Origin of the sequence: Flavobacterium sp. ARAG 55.4 (genome assembly GCF_051846875.1) — a bacterium.
Taxonomy (GTDB): domain Bacteria; phylum Bacteroidota; class Bacteroidia; order Flavobacteriales; family Flavobacteriaceae; genus Flavobacterium; species Flavobacterium plantiphilum.
In genome coordinates this window covers 177,269-199,823 of sequence record NZ_JBPYCT010000003.1, presented here as the reverse complement: position 1 = coordinate 199,823, position 22,555 = coordinate 177,269, and the positions used below count along the sequence as shown (strand labels likewise).

Genomic DNA, 22,555 nt, shown 5'->3' with positions numbered 1-22,555 from the left:
TAAAGTCGAATCTTTAAAATTTAGAATTATGGAAAAGTATACAGCAGATTTAAAAAATAAACTAAACAATCTCTTAGAAAGAATTCATGATGATGAAAAAGGTTTTAAAAAAGCTTCTACACATACTGACCATCAGTTTTTAAGAAAGTTTTTTGAAAAAAAATCTCTGGAAAGAGAAAAGTTTAGCCATGAACTTAATAATGTACTCAATACTTATGAGGTTCATGATGATAATAGCGGAAGTGTTGCCGGTGCTGCACACAGAGCCTGGATGGAAATAAAATCATTATTTTCTTTTGACAATGAGGAATCGATGCTGGAAGAAGCGATTAATGGTGAAAAGGTTTTATTAGATGATTATAATGATATTCTCAGTGTAGAAACCGTACCGATAGGTATTCGTGCCGTTTTACTGAATCACAAGGAATTGATAGAAAACGGTCTCGATGCCATAAAAAAGCTGGAAGATTTAAGAGATTAAATTTCCTGAATAATACTTTATAAAAAAAGAGGAAAGCTAATTTCCTCTTTTTTATAAAGTATTATCATATTAATTTATTGGGTTACAATTTATCTTATTAGAGTTAACTATAATAGTATTTTTACTCTAAATTTGAGATATATCAAACAAAATAAACCTCAAAAATGGAGGTTTTATTTAAGTAGTATTAACTTAAAAAATAGAAATTATGTTACGTTGGACAGTTATATTTATCATTTTAGCTATCATTGCCGGAGTCTTAGGATTTGGAGGAATAGCAGCCGGAGCGGCAAGTATCGCAAAAGTTTTATTCTTTATTTTTATCATATTGTTTCTTATATCAATAATCAGAGGAAGATAATTGAATAAAATTACTTTGCTTGTCAAAATATAAACATGTATTTGGGAGATTTTCTTGGGTTGAATCATTTACATCCCGGAAAAATAATTCCGTACAGAAAAAAGTTGTAAAATACACAAATAGTAAAAAACAGAGAAGGATTCCTAATGATCCTTCTCTGTTTTTTGCAACAAAACTAAATTAAATTGTCTGTCTGAAATTCAGGTGTGTAGGTTTTAAATAGTTTCAGAATCTCTTTTTCTGATGGAGAAAAATAAGGGTTAACATTGCTGTTTTTTTTAATTCTGTCAAATGATTTATATAATTGTTTGTCCTGATATGCCTGCACAATAATGGGATGAATATAATATTTCCTGCAAACGGTTTTAGTATTTCCCAAAGCTGATGCAGTCATTTCATATCCTTTTAAAATATTCTCTTTTATTTCTTTTTCGGTTTCAGCTTTGTCCAGTTCTGACAAAGTATTAAAAAATGACAATGAAGCAGACCAGGTTCGAAAATCTTTGGCAGTAAAAATTTTTCCGCAAATAGCCTGCAGGTATTCATTAATGTGATTGCTTTTGATTATTTTTCGTTCACCGTTTTCATCAATAAATTTAAATAATTCCCATCCCGGAAGTTCTTCACAGCGGTTGACTAATCGGATTAATTTTTTGTTGCGGATAGTAATGCTGTGTTCTTTCCCTTTCTTACCCACAAATTCAATTCGCATTTTGTCCTTGTAAATATTTATATGTCGTTTTCTCAGGGTAGTCAGTCCGTATGTCCGATTGGTTTTTTCGTAATAACTGTTTCCTATACGAATGTGAGTTTCTTCCATTAACCGGATAATCAAGGCTACCACTTTTTCTTTAGGCCATCCTTTTTTTTCCAGATCTTTGTCAACTTGTTTTCTTATCAGCGGCAGTTTTTTACCAAAAGAATACATTTTATAAAACTTGGTATTATTTCTTATTCTCTTCCAGTCTTCATGATATAAATACTGCTTTCTGTTTTTGTTATCACGCCCTACAGCTTGTAAATGGCTGTTTTTTATACAACTGATTTTAACGTTTTCCCACATAGGCGGAATTACTAAGTCTTTAATACGCTTTAAATCGGTCTTTTTTTTGAGAGGTGTATTATTCTTTAAATAACAAAATCCCTTACCTTGTTTCTTTCTGATTATCAGAAAATCTTCTTCCTGAGCATATACCAGGTTGTATTGGGAAACAATGGTTTCCGGCTCCGTAATTAATTGTTGGAAGTGTCCTTTTTTAGAAATCATTTTTTGCATTGGTTTAGTATGGTATATCTCTGAAGAGGATGTTAAGGTTTAAGGACAGTCATATCAAATATAATAATCAGATTGTTGTTTGTTTGACTTAAAAACACAAAAAAATAATCTTATTGCAGCAATTCTGTACTTATTCAACTATTATAAAAGTTCTCATTTGGGTTAAGAATTTTATTTTTGAGATTAATCTTTCGTTTTTTTAAAAAATACCTTTAAGCTGGTAATAAAAAAAAACAGCATTATTAAAACATTAAAAGATTATCTGAACTTCTTTTACAATATTTTAGATTTTACATACTGTCTGATTTACAGACAGTTTTTTATTTATTAATTTATAAAATTTGTTTATATAAAATACTTAACTTTAATAATCAGTCTGAATTTTGAGTAAACATTAATATTAAAATTATACTATGTCAGTTCCTGTAACCCGAAAAAAAATATATTTTAAACCAGACTCCAGCAGGGTAGTAGCCCGTTTTTTTAATAATGGCGATGCCAGAACTATTAATTTAGTAAACCGGATAATGCGTCTGTCTGAAGCAGAAGTAATGCATGAACTCGATGTTACTTTTAAAGGATTTATAGGAAGGCACAGGAATATTTCGGAAATTTTCTTGAAACATGCGGATAACTATAAAAATTTGATTGAAGAACAAATAGGAATCAATTATAAGGATCTTTCTCTGGAACGTCGCCTTCTGATTGGGTCGTATAGCACAATGGAATATTCGATTGAGTCTGCGGCACTTTTTAATCCTTCGATAATTGAAGATTTTGACCAGTCTTTTTTGGCCGAAGGTGAAAAAAGAGTTATTATATCTTTCAGAGCCACAGGAGAAGGACATTTATCGTCTATTGTTTTTAGAAAAGGAATACTGGATGCTTCCAATAATTTAAAAATGACGGAAGTGAATAAGTTTATTCATCTTCCCACCATAAAAAAGAAAAAGGCATATAATAAAAAACGGTTTATAAAAAAGATGGACGAAATGCATATTCCAAAAGAATATTCATTGCCCATTATGGATTCTTTACCGGACAGATTTGAATATTTTGAACTGAAAGAAGCGGTCAGAAATATATTAAAGATGGACATTGACGAATCAAAGAGAAAAGCGCTTAAAGAAATGACCTGGCTGGTAGATTCTTATTATGATGTGGAATTTAATGAAAATTCTAAAATTTCCGGCAGGGTTATATTTCCTATTTCTTCAGCGGAGAGTCGCGGAATTGAAGATGCCCGGTTTGTACGTTTTACCGAAGATGACGGAACCGAAAAAATTTATGCCACTTACACCGCTTATGATGGTTTTACGATACTTCCTAAATTGCTAACCACAGAAGATTTTATAAATTTCCGGATTATGCCGATGCATGGTGATGGTGCACAAAATAAAAATTTTGCCCTTTTCCCCAGAAAAATTAAAGGAAAATATGCTATGTTAGCCCGAATTGACGGAGTAAATAATTACCTGTTTTATTCAGACAGAATTACGTTGTGGAATGATCCGATAAAAATTCAGGAACCCAAATATCCTTGGGAATTCACCCAAATAGGAAATTGTGGCTCTCCTATTTATACAGAGGAAGGATGGTTAGTAATCACGCACGGTGTTGGAGCAATGAGACGCTATTGTATTGGTGCTTCTTTATTGGATTTAGAAGATCCTACTATAGAAATAGGCCGTTTAAAAGAACCGTTACTTTCTCCTCTGGAAGAGGAAAGAGAAGGATATGTACCAAATGTGGTGTATTCCTGCGGTAGTATTATACATAACAATCATTTAATTCTGCCTTATGCTGTTTCTGATTATGCTTCATCTTACGTTACTGTAAATATGGATGATTTATTAGCTGCACTTAAAGCAAAATAAGTTTAATATAAAGTATAAAAAAAGAGATGCCGTTAAAAATAAATTTAACGGCATCTCTTTTTGAATTAAACAATGTCTTCAAAGGCAAACCGTGCCAGACAATAGCTTATAGTAGATTCGGCACCCTGATTTAAATTCACATTAGAGCTCTCTAAACCATCATGACAGCCTCCTGTACAGGGATTGTAAATAATCTGTTTTAATTGATTGTTACCCTGAAACCAGCTAAAAGCAATCTCCATTTTATCGTCATAGCCTTTTGAAGGAAATGCCTGGTGGAATTGTTTTAATGCCAGTATAGTATAGGCCACATCAATGGGCTGCTCTCCGCCATTCAGAATCAGTTTTTCATCAAAACCTTTAATAAGCCAGCTTTGGTTAGAGATTACCCGGATACTGTCTTTTTTGAAAATTTTAGAAAGTAAAAAATCAAAAGTTTCTTTTGCTATAGCTTTAAACTTTAATTCTCCCGTAGCTTTCCAGGCATATAATAGAGCTTCAGGTAATACACTATTGGCATAAGTGAGGTAATTTTCAAACCAGTTCCAGGTTTCTTCCGAATGAAAATTATACAAATCAACAAGTTTATTTGCCAGATTATTTATAATCCCGATAATTTTTGTGTTGTTGAGTTTTACATTAAAAAAGTACAATCCTTTTATAGCAAATGCCAGTGCCCTTGGGGATTTAAATAAATGTATTTTTAAATTAAACTGTGTGATAGCAAACAAAATGTTTTGCAATAAAGTAGCATCTAGATCGACATCTTCTTCCATCAGGTAATAGGTGTAGCCCAATGCCCAGATAGCTCTTCCGTTAGCATCTTCCAGATTTTCATCTTCATTTTGTTTGGTAAACTTTTTATCCTTGTCTACATAATTAAGGAAGAGTCCGTTGTCACGCTGGCATTTTAAAATAAAATTTGCATAGGTTTCTATTAATTTTAAATCAGCGTCGCTTTGTGTTATTTTATAATGATCACAGGCTGCTATCAATGCCCGGGCATTATCGTCTAATGTGTATCCGGAATCAATATCCGGTGTATTGATTTTTGAAAACTGAATAACTCCTATATCCGTAGTCATTGCCCGCAAATGGTTCAGATTAATTTCAGGCTTTTTATATTTTAATTTAAAACTTTTCTTTATTAATTCAGAGAAAAGCTGTGCGTGTGATATTGCCGAGTTTTCCCAGGACGTAGCAGCTGAGGTATGCAGTCCTTTCATTTTCATATCATGTCTTAAAGCATCATCATCCAGAAGTTTATTTACTTTTTCTGCCAGTTGGGCAGCATCTCCAAAATCAAATAACAGACCATTTCCCTGTTGCAACACTTCTGTGGCATGAGGAATAGGAGTGGAGACTATAGGGCATCCGCAACTCACGGCATAGGAGAAAGTGCCACTGACAGCCTGATTAGGATCTTTAGAAGTAAATACATAACAATCTGATAGTTGCAGGTATTCTAATAATTCAGAAAGAGGAACAAATTTATTTACAAAACTGACATGATTTTCTAATTTTAATGCTTCTACTTTCTGTTGTAAAAAATCTTTGTAAGCATCTCCTTCATTATTAAACAATGTAGGGTGGGTTTTACCTACAATAAGAAACATAATTGTAGGATGCACTTTTATTATAGCAGGCAAAGCATCCAGCGTTGTTTCGATACTTTTTCCAGGGCCTAAAAAGCCAAATGTAGCAATAACTTTTCTGTCTGAAATATTATATTTCTCTTTGAGAAAAGCCTTGTCCTGATGTTTTACTAAATGGGTTCCATGAGGAATTATTTTTATTTTGTCTAAAGGAACTCCATAAGTATTATTCAGTAAATCAGAAGAAGATTTGGTCATAACAGTGACCATTTTTGCCACTGCAACTAAGTCTTTTACGTTTTTCTCCAAATCTTTATTTGGATGTGGCAATACCGTATGAAAAGCAATAATTACTGGTTTTGTAATGTCTTTTAAAAAAGTAATAAAAGTTTCTTCATTGTTTTTAAATAAACCAAATTCATGCTGAATCATCACGATTTTAGTGTCTTTATCAGAATTGATTTTGTCGGAAATCGTCCGGAAAGATTCGGAATCATCGGTATTCAAAACCATATTAACATCTTCTGTAATGTAAGTATGGCTTTCGGTATTAGATTCTACAGCACAAATTTTTATATCAAAACAGCGATCAAATTTGTTTTCCAGCGCATTTTTCAAATCATACGTATAAGTTGCAATTCCGCATTCTCTGGGAGGATAAGTAGCTATAAATTGTATTTTAGGTAATGTTTTGGAACTTTTGCTAAAAGCAGTAGTGTTTTTCAGACTTTCGTCTTTAAAGGCTTTAATACTCGCCTTGGTTCTTATAGTTGTATTACGTTTCATGATTTAAAAATTTGTTACTGTTACACCATCCTATTGGTTTTTAATAGAGTTGTTAAAAATTAATTGACACACAGGATTTACTATCCGTTAAGGCTAAGTTATATATAATAAAAAACTGTCATTAGCCTTAAAGAGAAATTTGTTAACCCAATCAGATTAAATTTTGCTCTTTTGAAACAGATGAAAAGTATCTGCCTGAAATCAGCAAAGATGCCGATTTGAAATCACGAAATGGTTTTACGTAAAAAACTATATTTTTCTGTAATAAATAAAATTATTCATCAGCGACTTCGTCATTTTTATCAATAGCAGATAAAGGATGGTCATACATTTTTAAACCAATTATTTTTATCATATCCACAATGATGTTATACAGCATTAACACCACCACAATTAATCCGGAGCTTAGAATACTTGAAATACTTAATGAAGAATAATAGATGTAATTGTACCAGTTATCAGGGACATTGTCTGACTCTGTGATGGGTAAGTTGAGTATTAAAAAAGAAATAACGGAAGCAATAAAAACAGCAGTATCTAATTTTGCTATTTGAAGAATATGAATGTAATGATCTTTTTTTAGTTTGGGTTTTGAATTAGAACTAATGCTCAAAACAGTCAATAATAACGCTAAAATGGTAGCTGATGCTAAGGCTATTGTATTGCATAGCGTGTTAAGACCTGACAGCGATTTTTGTATCAGTATTTTAGCTTCATAACCACTTAATTCTCCCAGAAGTAAACTTCCTAAAAGAATTATAAATAATGAGATAAGTCCACCTAATATGGCTCTTCTGGTATGATTGTTACTGTTCATTAAAATAATTCAGTTTTAGAATGATTATAGCTGTTATTCTTTTTTACCGTCTCCTGTTAGCGTACTGATTACGCCACTCTTTACATTAATCCAGAGGTAATTAAAAAATGATTTTGTCGGATCCCGTTCTGCTTCAATCGTGCCATACCTGAAACCTTGAGGATTAGTGTTCTTATCACCGTCTTTAATAAAAATATTGCCTATTGCCGTGAGGAATTTATTTATTTTAGACGTTTTTTTACGTAATATATTGAATTTAAAATCTTCATATTTCATTTTCATGGTTCCCGATGATTTTATATTATCCCCACTAAAAGTAAAATACATCTGCTGAAGAGTTCCTTCGGTAATTACATTTAAATTAGGTTTAAAAAAGGGATTTAAAATAGGAGCAGGCAAATTCATAATAGAACCGGATACATATAGCGCATCTGCCTGATTATTTACATCAAAACTCCAGTTAAGTTCCAGAGGAGCTTCGCCCATAAATTTGGAATGTATTTTAATTTCTGTTTTTTTAGCATCTTTTAAATTACAAATATTAGCAACTATAGCATTTACATTTTTGAAGAATATTTTGCCGGCATTTTTATCAGCTTCCACTAATTCAGCATACGAAATATAGCCATTCTTTATTTTTGTTTGGCGGATATCGAGATTAAACCCTAATTTTCTTAACGATTTACTGTATAAGGGTTTAACAGTGAGGTCATCGGCAATTAATTTATCCCGGTAAATTTCCAGATTTGGTTCAGTAATTTCAACCAATTTGGTAGTAATTCCCAAACGATTGCCGGCATAATTAATATCGGGTTCATTAATAACAATTTCCGGAATTTTTAATTGCATGTGATCTCGTTCTTTTTTTAAATGCTTGGAAAGTTCCTGTTTGGTGTACTTAGGAATGAGTTGCAAATTTTTTATAACCACATTGTTTTTAATGCTGTTGATGCTGTCTATTTTAAAACTTTCATAATCACTATGGTTTAGCACAATGTTTTTTGCTTTGACATAAAAACGGGTATAAACAAAAGGTACGGTAGCTAATGTTTGTAAATTTAATTTGAGACCTGAAGCTTTTAAATCATAAGACGAAACAGAAACGGATATTGAATCGGTTTTGTTTTTCATTACGCTCAAATCACCATTTATAATATTGAGGTCGTTAATGGTTATTGTTTTTATTCCCTTTTCAGGCTGTTTTTTTTTGTCTTTTTCCGAAACAATACGATGGTAAGGATAGTGATTGATTTTTGGATTTGTTAAAGTTAAATTGCTTAACGAAACCGTGTTATTAAATAATAAATTCCAATAACCAATTCCTTTCAGCTGGATTTTTTCGAGCTGTAAATAAGTATGGTTTTTTGAAATCACACTGTCTTTTATTTTGACAGAAGGATGGTACAAAACAATATTTCCTTGTAATAAACTAAAATCCAAATCTGAATATTCAACGGTAAAAAGTGAAGGAGTTTTATCAGAAAGGAAATCTTTTATGTAATTTTTTACCCACCACTGGGTGATAAAAAATCCAACGATTAAAAAGCTGCCTATGAGCACTATTAATGTAATTCTTTTATTGTTTTTGCTACTCATATAAATTGTTTTATACCGGTCGTTTTTATTTTTTTAAACGTAGTGGTTATGTTTTAATCGCTTTTGTTTTTTTAGTTTGTCTTTGTTCTGACTAAGACATGAGATCTACAAAGGAAATGCAAAAAGTATGAGCTTTACAAATAAAATGCAAATTCTGTAAAAAATCTAAAATATTTTATAAGAAACTTAGAGTCAATGAATCGCATCTTTGTAAAACACATAACTATTATCTCAATGAGGTTACATTAGAATAGAAAATTAGGCTGACAGTTTTTTATATTTATTAAAGGCTGTTGAAAAAGCTAATTAAAAAGTAAGTTAAGTTTATTCTATTGAGTTATATATAAACATTCGTTAAATTATTAAAAAAAACAAAGATGAAAACAAATGAAACAATTATCGGTGTATTAGGCGGAGTTGCAATAGGAACTGCATTAGGAATTTTATTTGCTCCGGATAAAGGAACAAATACAAGAAAAAAAATTGCTCAAAAGAGCAACGATGTTAAAAACAAAGCATTTGAAAGCTTTAACGGAGTGCTGGACACTGTATCGGAAAAATGCAATTCTTTAATCAATAAAGGAGAAGATATGGCTGTAAATGGTATTAATACTGTAAATAGAGAATTAGATACAGCAAAGAATAATATTAAATAGCATATATAATGGAAACAATTGCAACAAACATAGAACTGCTTTATAAAAAAGCTAAAGATTATGCAGAAATCAATATCGAATTAGCAAAGCTAAATGCAGTTGATAAAACAGCAGATGTTATTTCCTCTATATTAGCAAGATTAGTAGTAATTATGATTGTTGCAATATTTATTTTGTTTTTTAGTATTGCTTTAAGCTTGTATTTAGGTGAATTGTTAGGACAGGAATACCTGGGATTCTTAGTTGTTTCAGGTATTTATTTAATGGCAGCAATAATCTTACATTCTTACAGAGACAAAATAATAAAAGAGCCCTTAACCAATGTTGTTATTGCAAAATTATTAAAAAAGAAATCACTATCAGTTAACTCTAAACCTAATCAGGATGGCAGTCTATAAGAATCAAAATACAGAATTAGATAAAGCAATTGCTCGTTTAGAAATGGATAGAGATTTGAAGCTTGAAGAGTTAAAAGAGCAGTTATCAACTACTTATGAAAGTATAAAACCTGTAAATATACTCAGAGAAACCGTTGAAGATTTTAACAATGCGCCGGATTTGAAGTCAAATTTGTTGCAAATTGTAGTGAGTATAGCAGGTGGTTACCTATCTAAAAAACTACTATTAGGGAAATCAAACTCCTTTTTTAAAAAAATTGCCGGCTATATTTTACAATATGGCATGACAAGTTTTATTGCCAAAAAAACAAATCCTAATCCCTAATAAATATGAAAAAAACAATTAACATTTTAGGAATACTAATGGTATTCCTTTTTAGTAATTATGCTTCAGCTCAATTACAGTCAGAAAATTACAACCGCAATTTTAAATTAGGATTTGGACTCAACGCCGGTCTGCCTTTTAATGATCCCTATACTTTTAATCTGGGAGCTGATGCAAGACTTCAGTATAATATATCTGAAACCTATTCTATTTGTTTAACAACAGGTTACAACAATTTATTCGTAGAAGACGGAGGAACTAATTTTGGTTACATTCCTGTCAAAGTAGGATATAAAACCTTTATTTTTAGTAATGAATTTTATGTCATGGGAGAATTTGGTGGTGCATTTTCAACTACTAAAGCCTATAGTGATAATTCTCTTCTTTTTTGCCCCAGTCTGGGATATGCTACTAAATATGTTGACATCAGTTTAAGGTATGAATTCCTGAAAGATTTTCCGGTTATTAAAGATAATGTAGCAGATGACGGATTAGGACAGATTATGGTGCGATTAGCTTATGGATTTGATTTATAATCCATGATTTCATGAAATACTTATCTATCTCAGAATAATAAAAACTGATTGTTGAAGTTTAATTTTCCAATAATAAAAACTTACTTTTGTGATGTTTTAAAATTAAACTTAATTTATTATGTCTGATACAATCGAAAAAATAAAATGCCTTATTATAGGTTCCGGACCGGCAGGTTATACTGCAGCTATTTATGCGGCCAGAGCCAATATGAATCCGGTTTTATACCAGGGAATGCAGCCTGGAGGTCAATTGACCACTACTAATGAAGTAGAAAATTTTCCAGGATATGTTGATGGAGTTACCGGTCCCGAAATGATGGTACAGTTACAAAAACAGGCAGAACGTTTTGGAGCTGATATCCGTGACGGATGGGCGACTAAAGTCGATTTTTCAGGAGATTTTCATAAAGTATGGATTAATGATGCTATCGAATTACACTGTGAAACAGTAATTATATCAACCGGTGCTTCAGCTAAATATTTAGGTTTGGCTTCTGAGCAGCATTATTTACAAATGGGTGGCGGAGTTTCGGCTTGTGCTGTTTGCGATGGTTTTTTCTATAGAAATCAGGAAGTTGTAATTGTTGGAGCAGGAGATTCTGCTTGTGAAGAAGCGCATTATTTATCAAAGCTTTGTAAAAAAGTAACCATGTTAGTGAGAAGTGAAAAATTCAGAGCTTCTAAAATCATGGAAGAACGTGTACGTAAAACAGAAAATATCGAAATTTTGCTCAATCATGATACTGTTGAAGTTTTAGGCGACGGTCAGGTAGTTGAAGCTGTCAAAGTGTTAAATAAAGCAACAAATGAAACGTATGATATTCCGGCAACAGGTTTCTTTGTCGCAATTGGTCATAAACCCAATACGGATATTTTTAAAGAGTATTTAACATTAGACGAAACAGGTTATATTATCAATACACCGGGAACTTCTAAAACTAATATTGAAGGAGTTTTTGTAGCCGGTGACGCTGCTGATCATGTGTACCGTCAGGCAATTACTGCTGCGGGAACAGGCTGTATGGCTGCTCTTGATGCGGAAAGATATTTAGCTGCTAAAGAATAACTTTATTTTAATTGAATACAAAAAAAGGCTGTTTTCACTTCATGGTTTGAAAACAGCCTTTTTTAATAGCATATTTTATAAACTTATTTTTTAGAAATTTTTGCTTTATCAGTAAACTTATTCATTACAAGTTTTGCATTTCCGTAAAGTTCTGTTTCTGTTTCTTCGCTGGCAGTGATAACAATATCTTTTTTTGCATTTACGGCAGCTTTGCTTTTTCCTTCCGTAATTAATTCAATTTTATCTATCTCCAATTTAGAAGCTTCCAGTTCACAGTCATTTGCTAAGCGAATAAGACTGCTTTTAGCCTCACCTTCAATTTCAGCTTTTGTGTCTTGATACATATCTAAAGCTAAATTATCGGTTGACAGTAAAGATTTTAATTCCGAATCTTTACTCATTTCAATTTTTATAGTTTCACTTTTTAAATTCAGTTCAATTTCCGAATCACCATCAGCCTGTAAATCAAAAACTTTGGTGCTGGCATTCATTAATATTTTTGAATCGTCAAAGGTTTTAATAGTAAAATTATCTGTTATTATTTCCTGAATTGCACTAACAACAGCATCATTTTTGGATACAATAGTATTGAATTGAGCCGTATAGGTAACTTTTACTTTTAATGATTTACTTTTTACAATTCTTTTAGACGTGGAAAGACGTAACACATGATCTGTAACCTCAACAGCGATAATATCCATTAAATTGTCATCGGCTTGAATTTCGATTCCGGGAAATTCGCCTCTTTCTAATGAAATTTCTAGATTGTCTCCAACTTCAATACTATTGAAATTCCCTATATTTTTGTGTTTTTTTACGATGTTTTTTGATCCGCTTATCTTATCTTTTTTTTGTGCAAAAACAAGAGTTGTGGATAAAAAGACTAAAAGGACGATACTGATTTTTTTCATGTTTGATAATATGTTTATATACAAATATAAAAAAATCGCCTCTTTTCAGGAGGCGATATCTGTTTTTAATCCAAATTATTTGTTAGTCAAAGCTAATTTTACTCCCGGAATTTGTTGTTTTTTCAATTTGTTGGGGTTTGTTGTAATAGGTGATTTTACTTCCGCTACTGGCTTTTGCTTTTAGGCTTACTATAGGATATACATTTATTTTGGAACCTGAAGAAGCTTCTGCAATAATATTATTTACAAGTAAGTCTTCCGCATCGGTTTTGGCTGCACTTGAGGTATATGTAAGTAAATCAAGAGCCATTCCTTTTAAATCAATTTTACCGGCACTACTGGATTCAGACTCAATTTTTTCAAATTCTAAGTTTAGTTTAATTTCTGCAGCAGCAGAGGATTTTAATGCGATATGGTCCCCTCTTAAAATTCCTTTGTTTTCTATTTTTGATGCCGAATTAGCTTCCAGTTTATGAATGACTGGTAGTTTAATAATCACTTTTTTAGTAGCTGCATCGTGTATTCTGGTACGCTTGTAACCAAAAAATTTAAATGTAGTTGTATTGGTGGTATTCGACACATACAAAGTCCCGTTTTCTACTTTTGTTTTTATTTTTTTTTGAAAATCTTCATCAGTAATAACAGTAATTTCAGTATTATCAGACTGTTCAATGATTACATTGATTCCGCTACTCACATTTATTTTATTAAAATCTTCGTTAAGATGTCTGGTTTCATGAGTTATATTTCCTGATGATTTTACTGTTTTTATAGTTTCATTGCTATCATAATTAATGCAGGAAGTGCATAATAATATTATAAATGAAAACAAAAGCAAGGGATGGAATTTGGTCTTGAGCATAATTAATTGGTTTTAATAATGATACCGTTTTTATCTACTTTTAGTTTAGAAACTCCGTTTACACTGTCATTTTTTACTGTAATTCCATCTTTATTGATAGTTATTGACGAGGATTCATTGTCATTCTCCATGTCAGTTTCAGTACAATTTAAACACGACACTTCAAAAGCTCCTACTTTATATAAAGGTTCGTTAATGTCATGATCCAGATCAAAAAAATCATTGTCTGAACGGTCGTAATCATTAACGGAAGAATCTGTTTTAAAAACAGTTCCTTCGGTTAGAAACAGGACAATTTCGATACGCTGGTTGCGGTATTTATTTCTTAATTCGGTTAACAGATAATTATCAAAAATGAGTTGGTTTCCAATAATTTTATAGTGATAATTAATTTGATCCGCATTTTTTCTGGCTTCGGAAAATGATTTCCCTTTAGCTTCTTTTTCAATTTGGATATACGAATAATTTTCGTTTGATTTTTTTATTCGAAAACGCACCTCATTCGAATAAATCACATCGTTATTCGTAGAATCTGTAGTAATTTTAAATTCAGAACGATCATTTATATCTCTGGCAAAAAAATCATTGTGTTTGAATTTGACAAACAAAGTATCCTTTGCAGCTAGATTAAGAGTTTCTTTTTTAACTATACGACCATCCATTGCAAAGGCTGAGGCCTGCTTGATTCCAAGAGCAATTACTAATGAAACAGCGATAATCCAAAGAGCCAGTAAAGTGTATTTAGCAATAGAACCAATTGATTTTGTATTAGGAGCCAATAGTTTAAAACCTAATAAAGTCAGGAAAAAGAACGGAATCCCTACTGCAAAAAACATCAGTAGTCCAAAAACCCAAATAGGATAATCCGTAAAATTGCCTGTCTCCACAAATCCCTGCCACGGAAGTTCAATAAAAGTATTTGTTCCTAAAGTAAAAACACCAATCAGTAAAAAGGCCAGTGTGCTCAAGCCTGCAATGATTAAGAAAAGCCCCAGAAACTTAGCGATTATTTTAAAAAAACCGATGATAAAATTTCCTAATGAGTTTCCCACTCTGTTAGCGCCTGTTTTGATCTGATTTCCATATTTGTCATAATCAGCATTTTTTATTTTTTCAGAAACATTTTCAAATTCCTGTCTCACTTTTTTTTCAATATTCGAAATATTGACAGCTTCTCCGGTCATTTCCAGCTTTTCGGATGTAGTTTTTGCTTCAGGAGTTACAATCCACAAAATGATATAGGCGATAATTCCTGTTCCAAAACCGGCAAAGATAAAGAGTACTAATATAATTCGAATCCAGACTGCATCAATCCCAAAATAGTAACTCAATCCGGAAGCAACACCACCAATCATTCCTTTTTCGCCATCGCGATATAGTTTTTTAGATTTAGTTGCAGTGTTATATTGTCTGTTTTCAAATGAGTGTGGTTCGTCTTCAATGATATAATCTTCGGGTTGTCCCATCACAGCAATAATGGCATCAATATCATTTAAAATAACTACCTGCTTATCATTTTTTAGTTTTTCATTCAGTAACTCCGCTATTCTCATTTCAATATCTTTGATAACTTCATCTTTTCCGGATGAATTTGAAAGTGAGCGCTTAATTGCGTCAAAATAGCGAGATAGTTTTTGGTATGCATCTTCGTCAATATGGAAGAACATTCCGCCTAAGTTGATGTTTACAGTTTTATTCATGACTCCGTTTTTTGATTTGTGATTAGGTTTACGGCATTGGATAATTCGGTCCAGGTTCCATTCAGTTCGTCCAGAAAAGTCTGTCCTGTTTCAGTGAGACCATAGTACTTTCGGGGTGGTCCTGAAGTGGATTCCTCCCAGCGGTAATTTAACAATCCGTCATTTTTTAGTCGTGTTAATAAAGGATAAATAGTTCCTTCTACAACTAACAGTTTTGCGTTTTTTAAGGTTTCCAATATTTCGGATGTATAGGCATCCTTCTGTTTTAAGACAGATAAGATGCAAAACTCGAGAACACCTTTTCGCATCTGGGCTTTTGTGTTTTCAATGTTCATATGATTTTATTTTGTTATTGAATTTGATTGTTTTTTTATGAATAAATATCATGAGTCTCTTATTTAATGAAATTTATTGTAATAGGGTATTTATATCTTTCTCCGTTTGACGCATTTATAGCAGCAATGATTAGTAAGAAAAACTCAAAAACTTTTAACAGAAAGAAAGCTATCAGCAGTAGAATACCAAAAGTTATTTCCCCAATTAAATTATCTAAATCCAGTTGAGACAATATAAAATCATTGTCATTAATCAGTGCGTCTAGGGAAACTCCGTTAAAAAGAGAAAAGAGCAATACCGGTATTGCTATGATTCCCAGAATTAAGGAATAAATAAAAATACTCAATTGAAAATTAAGCAGTTGTTTTCCGTGATAGTCAATAAATTCAGATTGTTCTTTTTTACTGCTCCAGATTATAATTGGAAAAATAAAACTTCCAAAAGGGATGAAGTACTGCGTTAAAGCACTCAAATGAGTTATTGCTGCGGTGGTTTTGTGACTGTTGGTTTCCATTTTTATCAGTTTTAGTAATTTCTTATACAAATATATGTCTTTAGAAAGGTATTATGTATTACAAAGTACTTAAAATTAACATATTTTTAACTTTTAAAAATGAATTCAAAAGTTGTGATTATTTTGTATATTGGTTCAAAATCAAAGACAATGAAACTTTCGGCTGCCCATTTTAATCGTTTTTTATTATTCAAATTACCTTCAGCATTTATTTGCGGAGTGAGGGTGAAAGAGATTGTATATAATAAATGTGTTGTAGCAGTAAAGCACCGGTGGATAAATCAAAATCCTTTTAATTCGATGTATTTTGCTGTTCAGGCAATGGCTGCCGAATTATCCACCGGAGCCTTAGTTATGCTCCATATTCAAAACAGCAGGCAAAATATTGCTATGCTGGTGGCTGCTAATAAAAGCAGTTTTTCTAAAAAAGCAACGGGCAGAATTACTTTTACTTGCCAAAATAACAATGAAATTGAAAATGCAGTCAATCAAACGATAAGTACAGGAGAAGGACAAACTTTCTGGCTAAAATCTGTTGGAACAAATGAAAAAGGAGAATCCGTTTCTGAAATGGATTTTGAATGGACCATTAAATTGAAAAATAAATAATGTATGATTATGAAATAAGTTCCAATTTATTTCCAATTTTAAAATGGTTTTATTTGCAGGTGTTCCATTTCTTTACCGACTAATTTTTTTCTTCCTATTGATTCAAAACCAAGTTTAAAATATAATTTTTTTGCCAGCGGATTTTCTGTATCCACCAGCAGACCTAAAGGGAGATTGTACTTGCTGTATTCTTTTATAAGAAAACGCAATAGCTCAGATCCAATACCTTTTCCCTGATATTGAGGATTTACACCTAAAGTATCAATATAATATTCGCCACTTTCTGTCTCGTCTTCAATATTTAAATTTTGTCCATATTGCTTATTTATATAGTCTGTAACGGGTTTTCTTAATTCTTTCAGTTTTTCCCCGTCATAAATATTGACAGCCGCAATAATTTGATTTTGATCTTCCACAACCCAACAATTCTGATAAGAATACTGATTGTTTTCTTTCTCTATAAAATAAAGTAAAAATTCAGTTGCTTTTGCAGGATTTTTTTCTCCGATGAATGTATAAATAATACTTTCCATTGCGAGCAATAAATAAGGAGCAATTGATTTAGAATCTTCAGGAGCTGCTTTTTTAATTATCATATCAATTATTTTACTGAAAAGATAATAAAAACATACTATTTATACCTTTTAAAATGATGTTTAGGGAAATTCTTTGATTTAATCATTTTACCGGAGTCGGTAAACATAATGTAATAATAATCAGGATAATTTTTTAAAAATTCCTCAGCCTGTTTCTCTCCAAGAACCATTGCCGAAGTACTAAAACCATTAGCTGTTTCAGCATTTGGACCAAAAACCGTTACGCTGCACAAACCTGTCGATGGATAGCCGGTAGCCGGATTAATGATATGAGAATACCGTTTTCCATTAAAAATTACAAATTTTTCATAAGAGCCGGAGGTAGTCACAGCTCCTTGTTTTAAAGTAACAACAGCGAAAACCTGGCTTGGTTCAAAAGGATTTGTAATACCAATATTCCATGGTTTTCCGTTAATCTGTGTTCCCCAGACACTCATGTCGCCTGTAGCATTTATAATTCCCGATTGAATTCCTTTGGTCAGCATCATTTGTTGGCATTTATGGGTGGCATAACCTTCGCCAAGTGCTCCAAATCCAATTTTCATTCCTTTTAATTTTAAGAAAATAGTCGAATTGACACTGTCTAAAACAATATTTTTATAACCTACTTTTTCTACGGATTTTTTGATGGCTTCCGCCGAAGGCATTTCGGTCATCGAACCATCAAATTTCCAGATCTTGTCCATTGCGGCAAAGCTTATGTCAAAAGCACCATTGGTAATTTTTGAAAGATGGAGCGCTCTTTTTGTTAACTCAAACACTTCGGGATCTACTTTTACAGGACGAATTCCGGCATTCTGATTGATTTTAGAAACTTGTGAGCTGGGTTTCCAATCAGAAATGAGGTTTTCAATGCGGCTGATTTCGGAAATGATAATATCAATATTTTGTTCGGCAGTAAGAGAATCTTTAGCAATAATGCTAATATCAAAACGTCCGCCCATAAGTGAGGTTGTTCTTTTTCGTAAAACTTGTGAATGACAGGATAAGCCAAATAGCAGAAAAGTAAAAAAGCTTACAATTAAGAAGGATTTGGTTTTCATTCAAATAGAGTGCGTAAAATTAATAACAATCCGTCAGGATTTGACCTTTAGCTTTGTAAGCAGATAAAGTTGTATTGTTTTTAAAAATACAAATAGTATCTAATATTTCTTCAACATCAAATTGCATCGCCAGTGCACCACAAATCATAATGATTCCATCGTTTTTTAGTAAATCAGCAAAAAAATCAGCATCCATTTGGATTAAATCCATTACATAATGATGGTTTTCTTCACGTGAATAAGCTATATGAAAATGTGATAAATACTGTTTTTGTATCATTTCTGAGGCAAATTTTTCATAATTCGCAGTGATGTCGGTTTTTTGGCGAAAGCCGGAATACAAATGAATCGGAACTTTTTTCCTGTTTTGAGCAATCATTCCCAAAAACGGAGCAATCCCGGTTCCATTAGATATTAAGGCAACCTGACTTGTTTTTTTAGGAAAATGAAAAGCATGATTATTGATGATTTGCGCTTTAATAGTATCTCCGGGTTTCAGATTGTATAAAAACTCCGAACCCAGACCCTCAGGATGTAATTTTACGGCTAACTGGATGTTTCCCTCTTTTTTTCCAATAGAATATAGGCGTTCACGATTATCATTGGCAGGATAAATGGCTAAAAGATCTCCGGAGGTGAATTTACTTCGTATTCCGGCTCTTAAAGTTAACAGGAAAGTTTTTTCGGTTGCTGAAATGGCTGTTTTGTCTAAAACCATTAGTTGCTGTAATCCTTTAGGAATATGATTGTAAACCGATGGAGTAGTGCTAAGCGCAATACCAGTTTGGGCACTCCATAATTTTACCCAGTTTACGAATTCTTCGGCTGATTTGTCATTTACGGTGTGTAATGCCAAGAAACGATTTGCCCAGTTTTTTGTTGCTAAAAGGGTATCCACTTCTTTAGCATATCCACAAAAATCAGGATAGGATTTTGAACCAAATCCAATCACGGAATAATGAATGGATTGCTGTTGTGTGAATTTTTCTAAAAGATTTACAAATTTACCGGCATTAGAAGGAGGATCACCCAAACCATAAGTTGAGGTAAAAATCAGTAAATGTTCGGCTTTTGGATAAAGGCTGTAGTTATTGAGTTGTGCCAAATGTGCTTTTTCACCATTATCAGTAATTTGTTTCAAAATGGCATTGGCAAAACGAAGCGAACTTCCATTTTCTGAACCTACTAATAAAATGTACTTGCTTTCCTCCGCTTTGAATTTGTTTTTAATCCGGCTTGCTCTTCTTTTTAATGTCATAGCAAATCCGGAATAGATAAAAAACAGGATATTTAAAGATGCTAAGCCTAGGATAAATGCCCAGATGCCGTTAGCTCTTCCGGTGTGCAGATCCAGACTTAAATCAGATAATAATTGAGTTGCAGGGAAAAGTTCTTCCGAAATAATTTCGTTAGAATATTGATTGACTTCAATTTTTCGGTCTTTCAGTTCGAAAATATAATAGTCTTCAGGATCATCTGAAAAAGGAAATTCTATTTTAGTAACCTCGGCTAAAGAAGTGTTTTTTAAATCGAATGTTTTTTTAGCAGCAGTTGTTGGTGGGGTTTCTGTTTGGTTTTCATTTTTGTTTTCGAAAAGATGAAAACGTTCCATAGACAAATAAGTCCCGGAAAGCGCAATAATCAGAATAGGAATCAATGCCAGACGCCCGAGTAAAACATGATAATATTGGGCAAAATATTCTTTAATGATTTTAGAAAAAAAGTTGCGTAAACCTCTTTGTCTGTTAATGACAAGTGCAAAACCTGAAATACTAATTAGCACTAATAAAAAAGAATTAATACCTATAATAAATCGTCCTGTTTCATGTAGAAATAAAGAACGGTGCAGCCCGGTAACCCAATTAATAAAATCACTTTTTTTAACCGGTGTACCTATGATTTTCCCTGTTAGCGGATTGATATAGGCGTTGACATCGTTTCCATCATTATCAATTGCCTGTAAATTTACAAACTGATTATGGTCGATACTTACTTCGGTAATTTCGGGATAAATTTTGCGTAGTACAGGCAGGGTTTGTCCCAATGTAATATCATCAAAATTTTCCACCCGATGTGGTGGTATTTTCTCCTGTATTGCATCTACTGCAAGTATAGTACCTGTAACGGATGCCAAAAATAAAAATGCAGCAGAAAATACCGCCAGCGCGAGGTGTGAGTACCGCCAGAATGAAAGAGTCATTTAGAACTGCTATTATATTTTGTTTAATCGAACATAACGGATGTATCCTTTTCCTTCTGTTTTTGCCGCAATTCCTGCTGCAGTCAGAGGGATTTCTACATCGCTAACATGGTATTTCTGATCTTCTACAGCAGATTCAAAGCGTAATTTATATCCGTGATTAATCTTAGAATCTTCTATTTCTATAGTGGTGATACTACGATCGCCCCCTGTAACCGAAGCACCCGTGATAGCACTAATATTAGAAGGTTTTTTTGAATTGAATTTATGCCATTCTTTCAGACTATTGTACCATTTTTTGTCATCTCCCATTACATAAAGTGTCTTTTCATATTCTCCTTTGGCATTAATCAAAGAAACTACTACATAAGCGCCTTCACCCATGTAATTAGACATTTGCAGCATACACTTGTATTTACTGCTTTGTGCTGTTGCCTGAAAAGAAAGAAGAAGGATAAATGCGCCTGTTATGGCTGTTTTAATAATAGAGTTCATTTTATTATTTTAAAATTTCAACTGAAATGTTGTTTTGGGTTAAAGTTTCATTTTCTTTAGCTAAGTCGTAAGCGCTTTCATCAAAGTCGGTTTTGATGTCTTTTTTAGCACCTGATTCCAACAAATATTTGATAAGGGTATCATTTTTCGCAATCATAACTGCTTTATGTAAAGCGGTTAATCCATCTTTGTTTTTGGCATTGATATCGATGTTTAAAGAAGCGATTTTTTGAAGTAATTTTAAATCATTTTTCAATAACGCAAAATGATACAGCGTGTTTCCGTCTTTTTGAGCCTGAGTTAAATTCAATCCGTGGTCTTGCAATAATTTTAATTTCACTGCAAAAGGATCTTCTTTAGGAGTGTTCCCGGATTCCTGACCGCGTCCACCCATCATTTGCGGACGATAGGACTGGATTAAATAATATCCCAGATTATTGTTGTCTTTGTCTAAAACAGATACATCAGCTTTTTTATTTAATAAAAGTGTTACTGCTTCCGGACTTCCGGATTGTACCGCTATTGCTAAAGCAGATTCTCCTTTAGCATTTTGAGCATTTACATCTTTTACTTTTGAAAGTACTAATTCTAATGCTTCAGTATCTCTTCCGGAGGCAGCATTCATTAAAGCTGTGTTTCCATCGTTATCGGTTTTGTTGATATCAACTCCTTTATTTAAAAAGTAATTGATAATTTCAGTCTGATTGGGTTTACGTACCAAACTGTGTAAAACCGTTTCTCCCTCGGCTGAAACTACTGTTGGGTTTAATTTTAAATCTTCAATTAAATATTTAAAAACTTCAATTGTATTTGCTTCTCTTCTGGATCCCTGAGCAGCAAGAATTACAGCATTATCAGTAGGTTTGATCCCTTTTTGTAAAAGTGTTTTCAGAAGTTCAATATTTCCTGTTCGGGCAACATAATTAAAAGCAGTATTTCCTTTGTTATCAGTATCTTTAAGCGATAATCCTTTAGAAATGAAATAATTTGTTAAAGTTAAATCTTTGTCATTTGGCACAGCCAATAATAAAAGATTTGCCCCGTCTCTGTATTTTTTCTTAACATCTAAACCTGCTTTAAAGAAAGCATCATACAAATTCGTATTTGTTTGCCCTGCATTCAAAGCAAATGTTACAGGTGTAGTTCCGTGGCTGTCTTCAAGATTAATATCAGACCCTTTAGCAATTAAATAATTTACCAGTTCAACGTTGCCTCTGTAAGCCGCCCAGTGTAGATAGATACGGTTGTCATGAGTTGATTTGTTAACAGAATTACCGGGCTGTTCCAGCAAGAATTTAATAGTTTCATTTGGCGCCTCACTATTTATAGCATAAACCACAGCATCAAAAGCATTTCGGGTACTTTCAGATGGATTATTTCCTTTGGCTATTTCTGCTTTTACAGCTGCAACATCAGGAGATGCTTTCCAGAAAGATTGCTCTAACAATGAGTTTTTTTGTTGAGCCGAAGCCAGAAAAGTAGCGGCAAAGGCTAACGAAACAAATAGATTTTTCTTCAT

At 32.6% G+C, this 22,555-nt stretch carries 23 protein-coding genes; 9 read left to right on the top strand and 14 right to left on the bottom strand.

Going from position 1 to position 22,555, the window contains the following annotated elements; translation table 11 throughout:
- Positions 1-28: 28 nt before the first annotated feature.
- Both ACSV4D_RS04875 and ACSV4D_RS04870 read left to right on the top strand, forming a co-directional pair.
- On the top strand, positions 29-481 hold the full coding sequence (locus ACSV4D_RS04875) for a ferritin-like domain-containing protein (protein ID WP_439227352.1): 453 nt from the start codon (positions 29-31) through the stop codon (positions 479-481).
- Positions 482-689: 208 nt separating this feature from the next.
- A complete protein-coding gene (locus ACSV4D_RS04870; RefSeq protein WP_408081367.1) occupies positions 690-842 on the top strand; it encodes a DUF1328 family protein in 153 nt (50 codons plus the stop codon).
- A 175-nt stretch (positions 843-1,017) separates the two neighbouring features.
- Here ACSV4D_RS04870 and ACSV4D_RS04865 read toward each other — a convergent pair whose 3' ends face one another.
- Complete coding sequence (locus tag ACSV4D_RS04865) at positions 1,018-2,109, bottom strand: DNA topoisomerase IB (RefSeq protein WP_439227351.1); 1,092 nt, start codon at positions 2,107-2,109, stop codon at positions 1,018-1,020.
- Positions 2,110-2,531: 422 nt separating this feature from the next.
- Here ACSV4D_RS04865 and ACSV4D_RS04860 point away from each other — a divergent pair, with 422 nt between their 5' ends.
- Positions 2,532-3,995 carry a glycoside hydrolase family 130 protein gene (locus ACSV4D_RS04860; protein WP_408081369.1) on the top strand — a complete coding sequence of 488 codons (1,464 nt, stop codon included), beginning with the start codon at positions 2,532-2,534 and terminating at the stop codon, positions 3,993-3,995.
- A gap of 65 nt (positions 3,996-4,060) precedes the next feature.
- Here the strand turns inward: ACSV4D_RS04860 and ACSV4D_RS04855 are convergent, their stop codons facing one another.
- From ACSV4D_RS04855 to ACSV4D_RS04845, 3 genes are all read right to left on the bottom strand, one after another.
- Positions 4,061-6,376: a glycosyltransferase gene (locus ACSV4D_RS04855; RefSeq protein WP_439227350.1), complete on the bottom strand. Its 2,316-nt coding sequence runs from the start codon at positions 6,374-6,376 to the stop codon at positions 4,061-4,063.
- 274 nt (positions 6,377-6,650) lie between these two features.
- On the bottom strand, positions 6,651-7,193 hold the full coding sequence (locus ACSV4D_RS04850) for a hypothetical protein (RefSeq protein ID WP_408081371.1): 543 nt from the start codon (positions 7,191-7,193) through the stop codon (positions 6,651-6,653).
- Positions 7,194-7,226: 33 nt separating this feature from the next.
- Complete coding sequence (locus tag ACSV4D_RS04845; RefSeq protein WP_439227349.1) at positions 7,227-8,789, bottom strand: hypothetical protein; 1,563 nt, start codon at positions 8,787-8,789, stop codon at positions 7,227-7,229.
- A gap of 377 nt (positions 8,790-9,166) precedes the next feature.
- On the opposite strand from ACSV4D_RS04845, the gene ACSV4D_RS04840 reads away from it, so the two are divergent.
- From ACSV4D_RS04840 to trxB, 5 genes are all read left to right on the top strand, one after another.
- Positions 9,167-9,445 (top strand): YtxH domain-containing protein, encoded by a 279-nt coding sequence (locus ACSV4D_RS04840; RefSeq protein WP_408081373.1) that lies wholly within the window; start codon positions 9,167-9,169, stop codon positions 9,443-9,445.
- An 8-nt stretch (positions 9,446-9,453) separates the two neighbouring features.
- A complete protein-coding gene (locus ACSV4D_RS04835) occupies positions 9,454-9,843 on the top strand; it encodes a hypothetical protein (protein ID WP_408081374.1) in 390 nt (129 codons plus the stop codon).
- Complete coding sequence (locus tag ACSV4D_RS04830) at positions 9,830-10,168, top strand: hypothetical protein (protein ID WP_439227348.1); 339 nt, start codon at positions 9,830-9,832, stop codon at positions 10,166-10,168. Before ACSV4D_RS04835 ends, ACSV4D_RS04830 begins: the two co-directional genes overlap by 14 nt.
- Positions 10,169-10,173: 5 nt before the next feature.
- Positions 10,174-10,704 (top strand): hypothetical protein, encoded by a 531-nt coding sequence (locus ACSV4D_RS04825; protein ID WP_408081376.1) that lies wholly within the window; start codon positions 10,174-10,176, stop codon positions 10,702-10,704.
- A gap of 118 nt (positions 10,705-10,822) precedes the next feature.
- On the top strand, positions 10,823-11,770 hold the full coding sequence (trxB, locus tag ACSV4D_RS04820; RefSeq protein WP_439227347.1) for a thioredoxin-disulfide reductase: 948 nt from the start codon (positions 10,823-10,825) through the stop codon (positions 11,768-11,770).
- 83 nt (positions 11,771-11,853) lie between these two features.
- Here trxB and ACSV4D_RS04815 read toward each other — a convergent pair whose 3' ends face one another.
- The 5 genes from ACSV4D_RS04815 to ACSV4D_RS04795 all read right to left on the bottom strand — a co-directional run bounded on the left by ACSV4D_RS04815 (position 11,854) and on the right by ACSV4D_RS04795 (position 16,093).
- Entirely contained in the window at positions 11,854-12,681 is an 828-nt protein-coding gene (locus ACSV4D_RS04815; RefSeq protein ID WP_439227346.1) for a GIN domain-containing protein, read from the bottom strand.
- A gap of 82 nt (positions 12,682-12,763) precedes the next feature.
- Entirely contained in the window at positions 12,764-13,543 is a 780-nt protein-coding gene (locus tag ACSV4D_RS04810; protein ID WP_439227345.1) for a head GIN domain-containing protein, read from the bottom strand.
- Positions 13,544-13,545: 2 nt separating this feature from the next.
- Positions 13,546-15,243, bottom strand: coding sequence for a PspC domain-containing protein (locus ACSV4D_RS04805; protein WP_439227343.1), 1,698 nt, complete (start codon positions 15,241-15,243; stop codon positions 13,546-13,548).
- The gene (locus ACSV4D_RS04800; RefSeq protein WP_408081381.1) at positions 15,240-15,578 is read right to left on the bottom strand and encodes a PadR family transcriptional regulator; all 339 of its coding nucleotides are present in this window, start codon (positions 15,576-15,578) and stop codon (positions 15,240-15,242) included. Before ACSV4D_RS04800 ends, ACSV4D_RS04805 begins: the two co-directional genes overlap by 4 nt.
- A gap of 59 nt (positions 15,579-15,637) precedes the next feature.
- Positions 15,638-16,093: a DUF4870 domain-containing protein gene (locus tag ACSV4D_RS04795; protein ID WP_439227342.1), complete on the bottom strand. Its 456-nt coding sequence runs from the start codon at positions 16,091-16,093 to the stop codon at positions 15,638-15,640.
- A 150-nt stretch (positions 16,094-16,243) separates the two neighbouring features.
- Here ACSV4D_RS04795 and ACSV4D_RS04790 point away from each other — a divergent pair, with 150 nt between their 5' ends.
- The gene (locus ACSV4D_RS04790) at positions 16,244-16,702 is read left to right on the top strand and encodes a DUF4442 domain-containing protein (protein ID WP_408081537.1); all 459 of its coding nucleotides are present in this window, start codon (positions 16,244-16,246) and stop codon (positions 16,700-16,702) included.
- 38 nt (positions 16,703-16,740) lie between these two features.
- Here ACSV4D_RS04790 and ACSV4D_RS04785 read toward each other — a convergent pair whose 3' ends face one another.
- The 5 genes from ACSV4D_RS04785 to ACSV4D_RS04765 are packed head-to-tail and all read right to left on the bottom strand — an operon-like array spanning position 16,741 to position 22,555.
- On the bottom strand, positions 16,741-17,298 hold the full coding sequence (locus tag ACSV4D_RS04785) for a GNAT family N-acetyltransferase (protein ID WP_439227341.1): 558 nt from the start codon (positions 17,296-17,298) through the stop codon (positions 16,741-16,743).
- A gap of 35 nt (positions 17,299-17,333) precedes the next feature.
- Positions 17,334-18,341: an FAD:protein FMN transferase gene (locus ACSV4D_RS04780; RefSeq protein ID WP_439227340.1), complete on the bottom strand. Its 1,008-nt coding sequence runs from the start codon at positions 18,339-18,341 to the stop codon at positions 17,334-17,336.
- 19 nt (positions 18,342-18,360) lie between these two features.
- Positions 18,361-20,541 (bottom strand): PepSY domain-containing protein, encoded by a 2,181-nt coding sequence (locus ACSV4D_RS04775; RefSeq protein ID WP_439227339.1) that lies wholly within the window; start codon positions 20,539-20,541, stop codon positions 18,361-18,363.
- Between the two features lie 12 nt (positions 20,542-20,553).
- Complete coding sequence (locus ACSV4D_RS04770; RefSeq protein WP_408081386.1) at positions 20,554-21,036, bottom strand: DUF2271 domain-containing protein; 483 nt, start codon at positions 21,034-21,036, stop codon at positions 20,554-20,556.
- A 4-nt stretch (positions 21,037-21,040) separates the two neighbouring features.
- The gene (locus tag ACSV4D_RS04765; protein WP_439227338.1) at positions 21,041-22,555 is read right to left on the bottom strand and encodes an ankyrin repeat domain-containing protein; all 1,515 of its coding nucleotides are present in this window, start codon (positions 22,553-22,555) and stop codon (positions 21,041-21,043) included.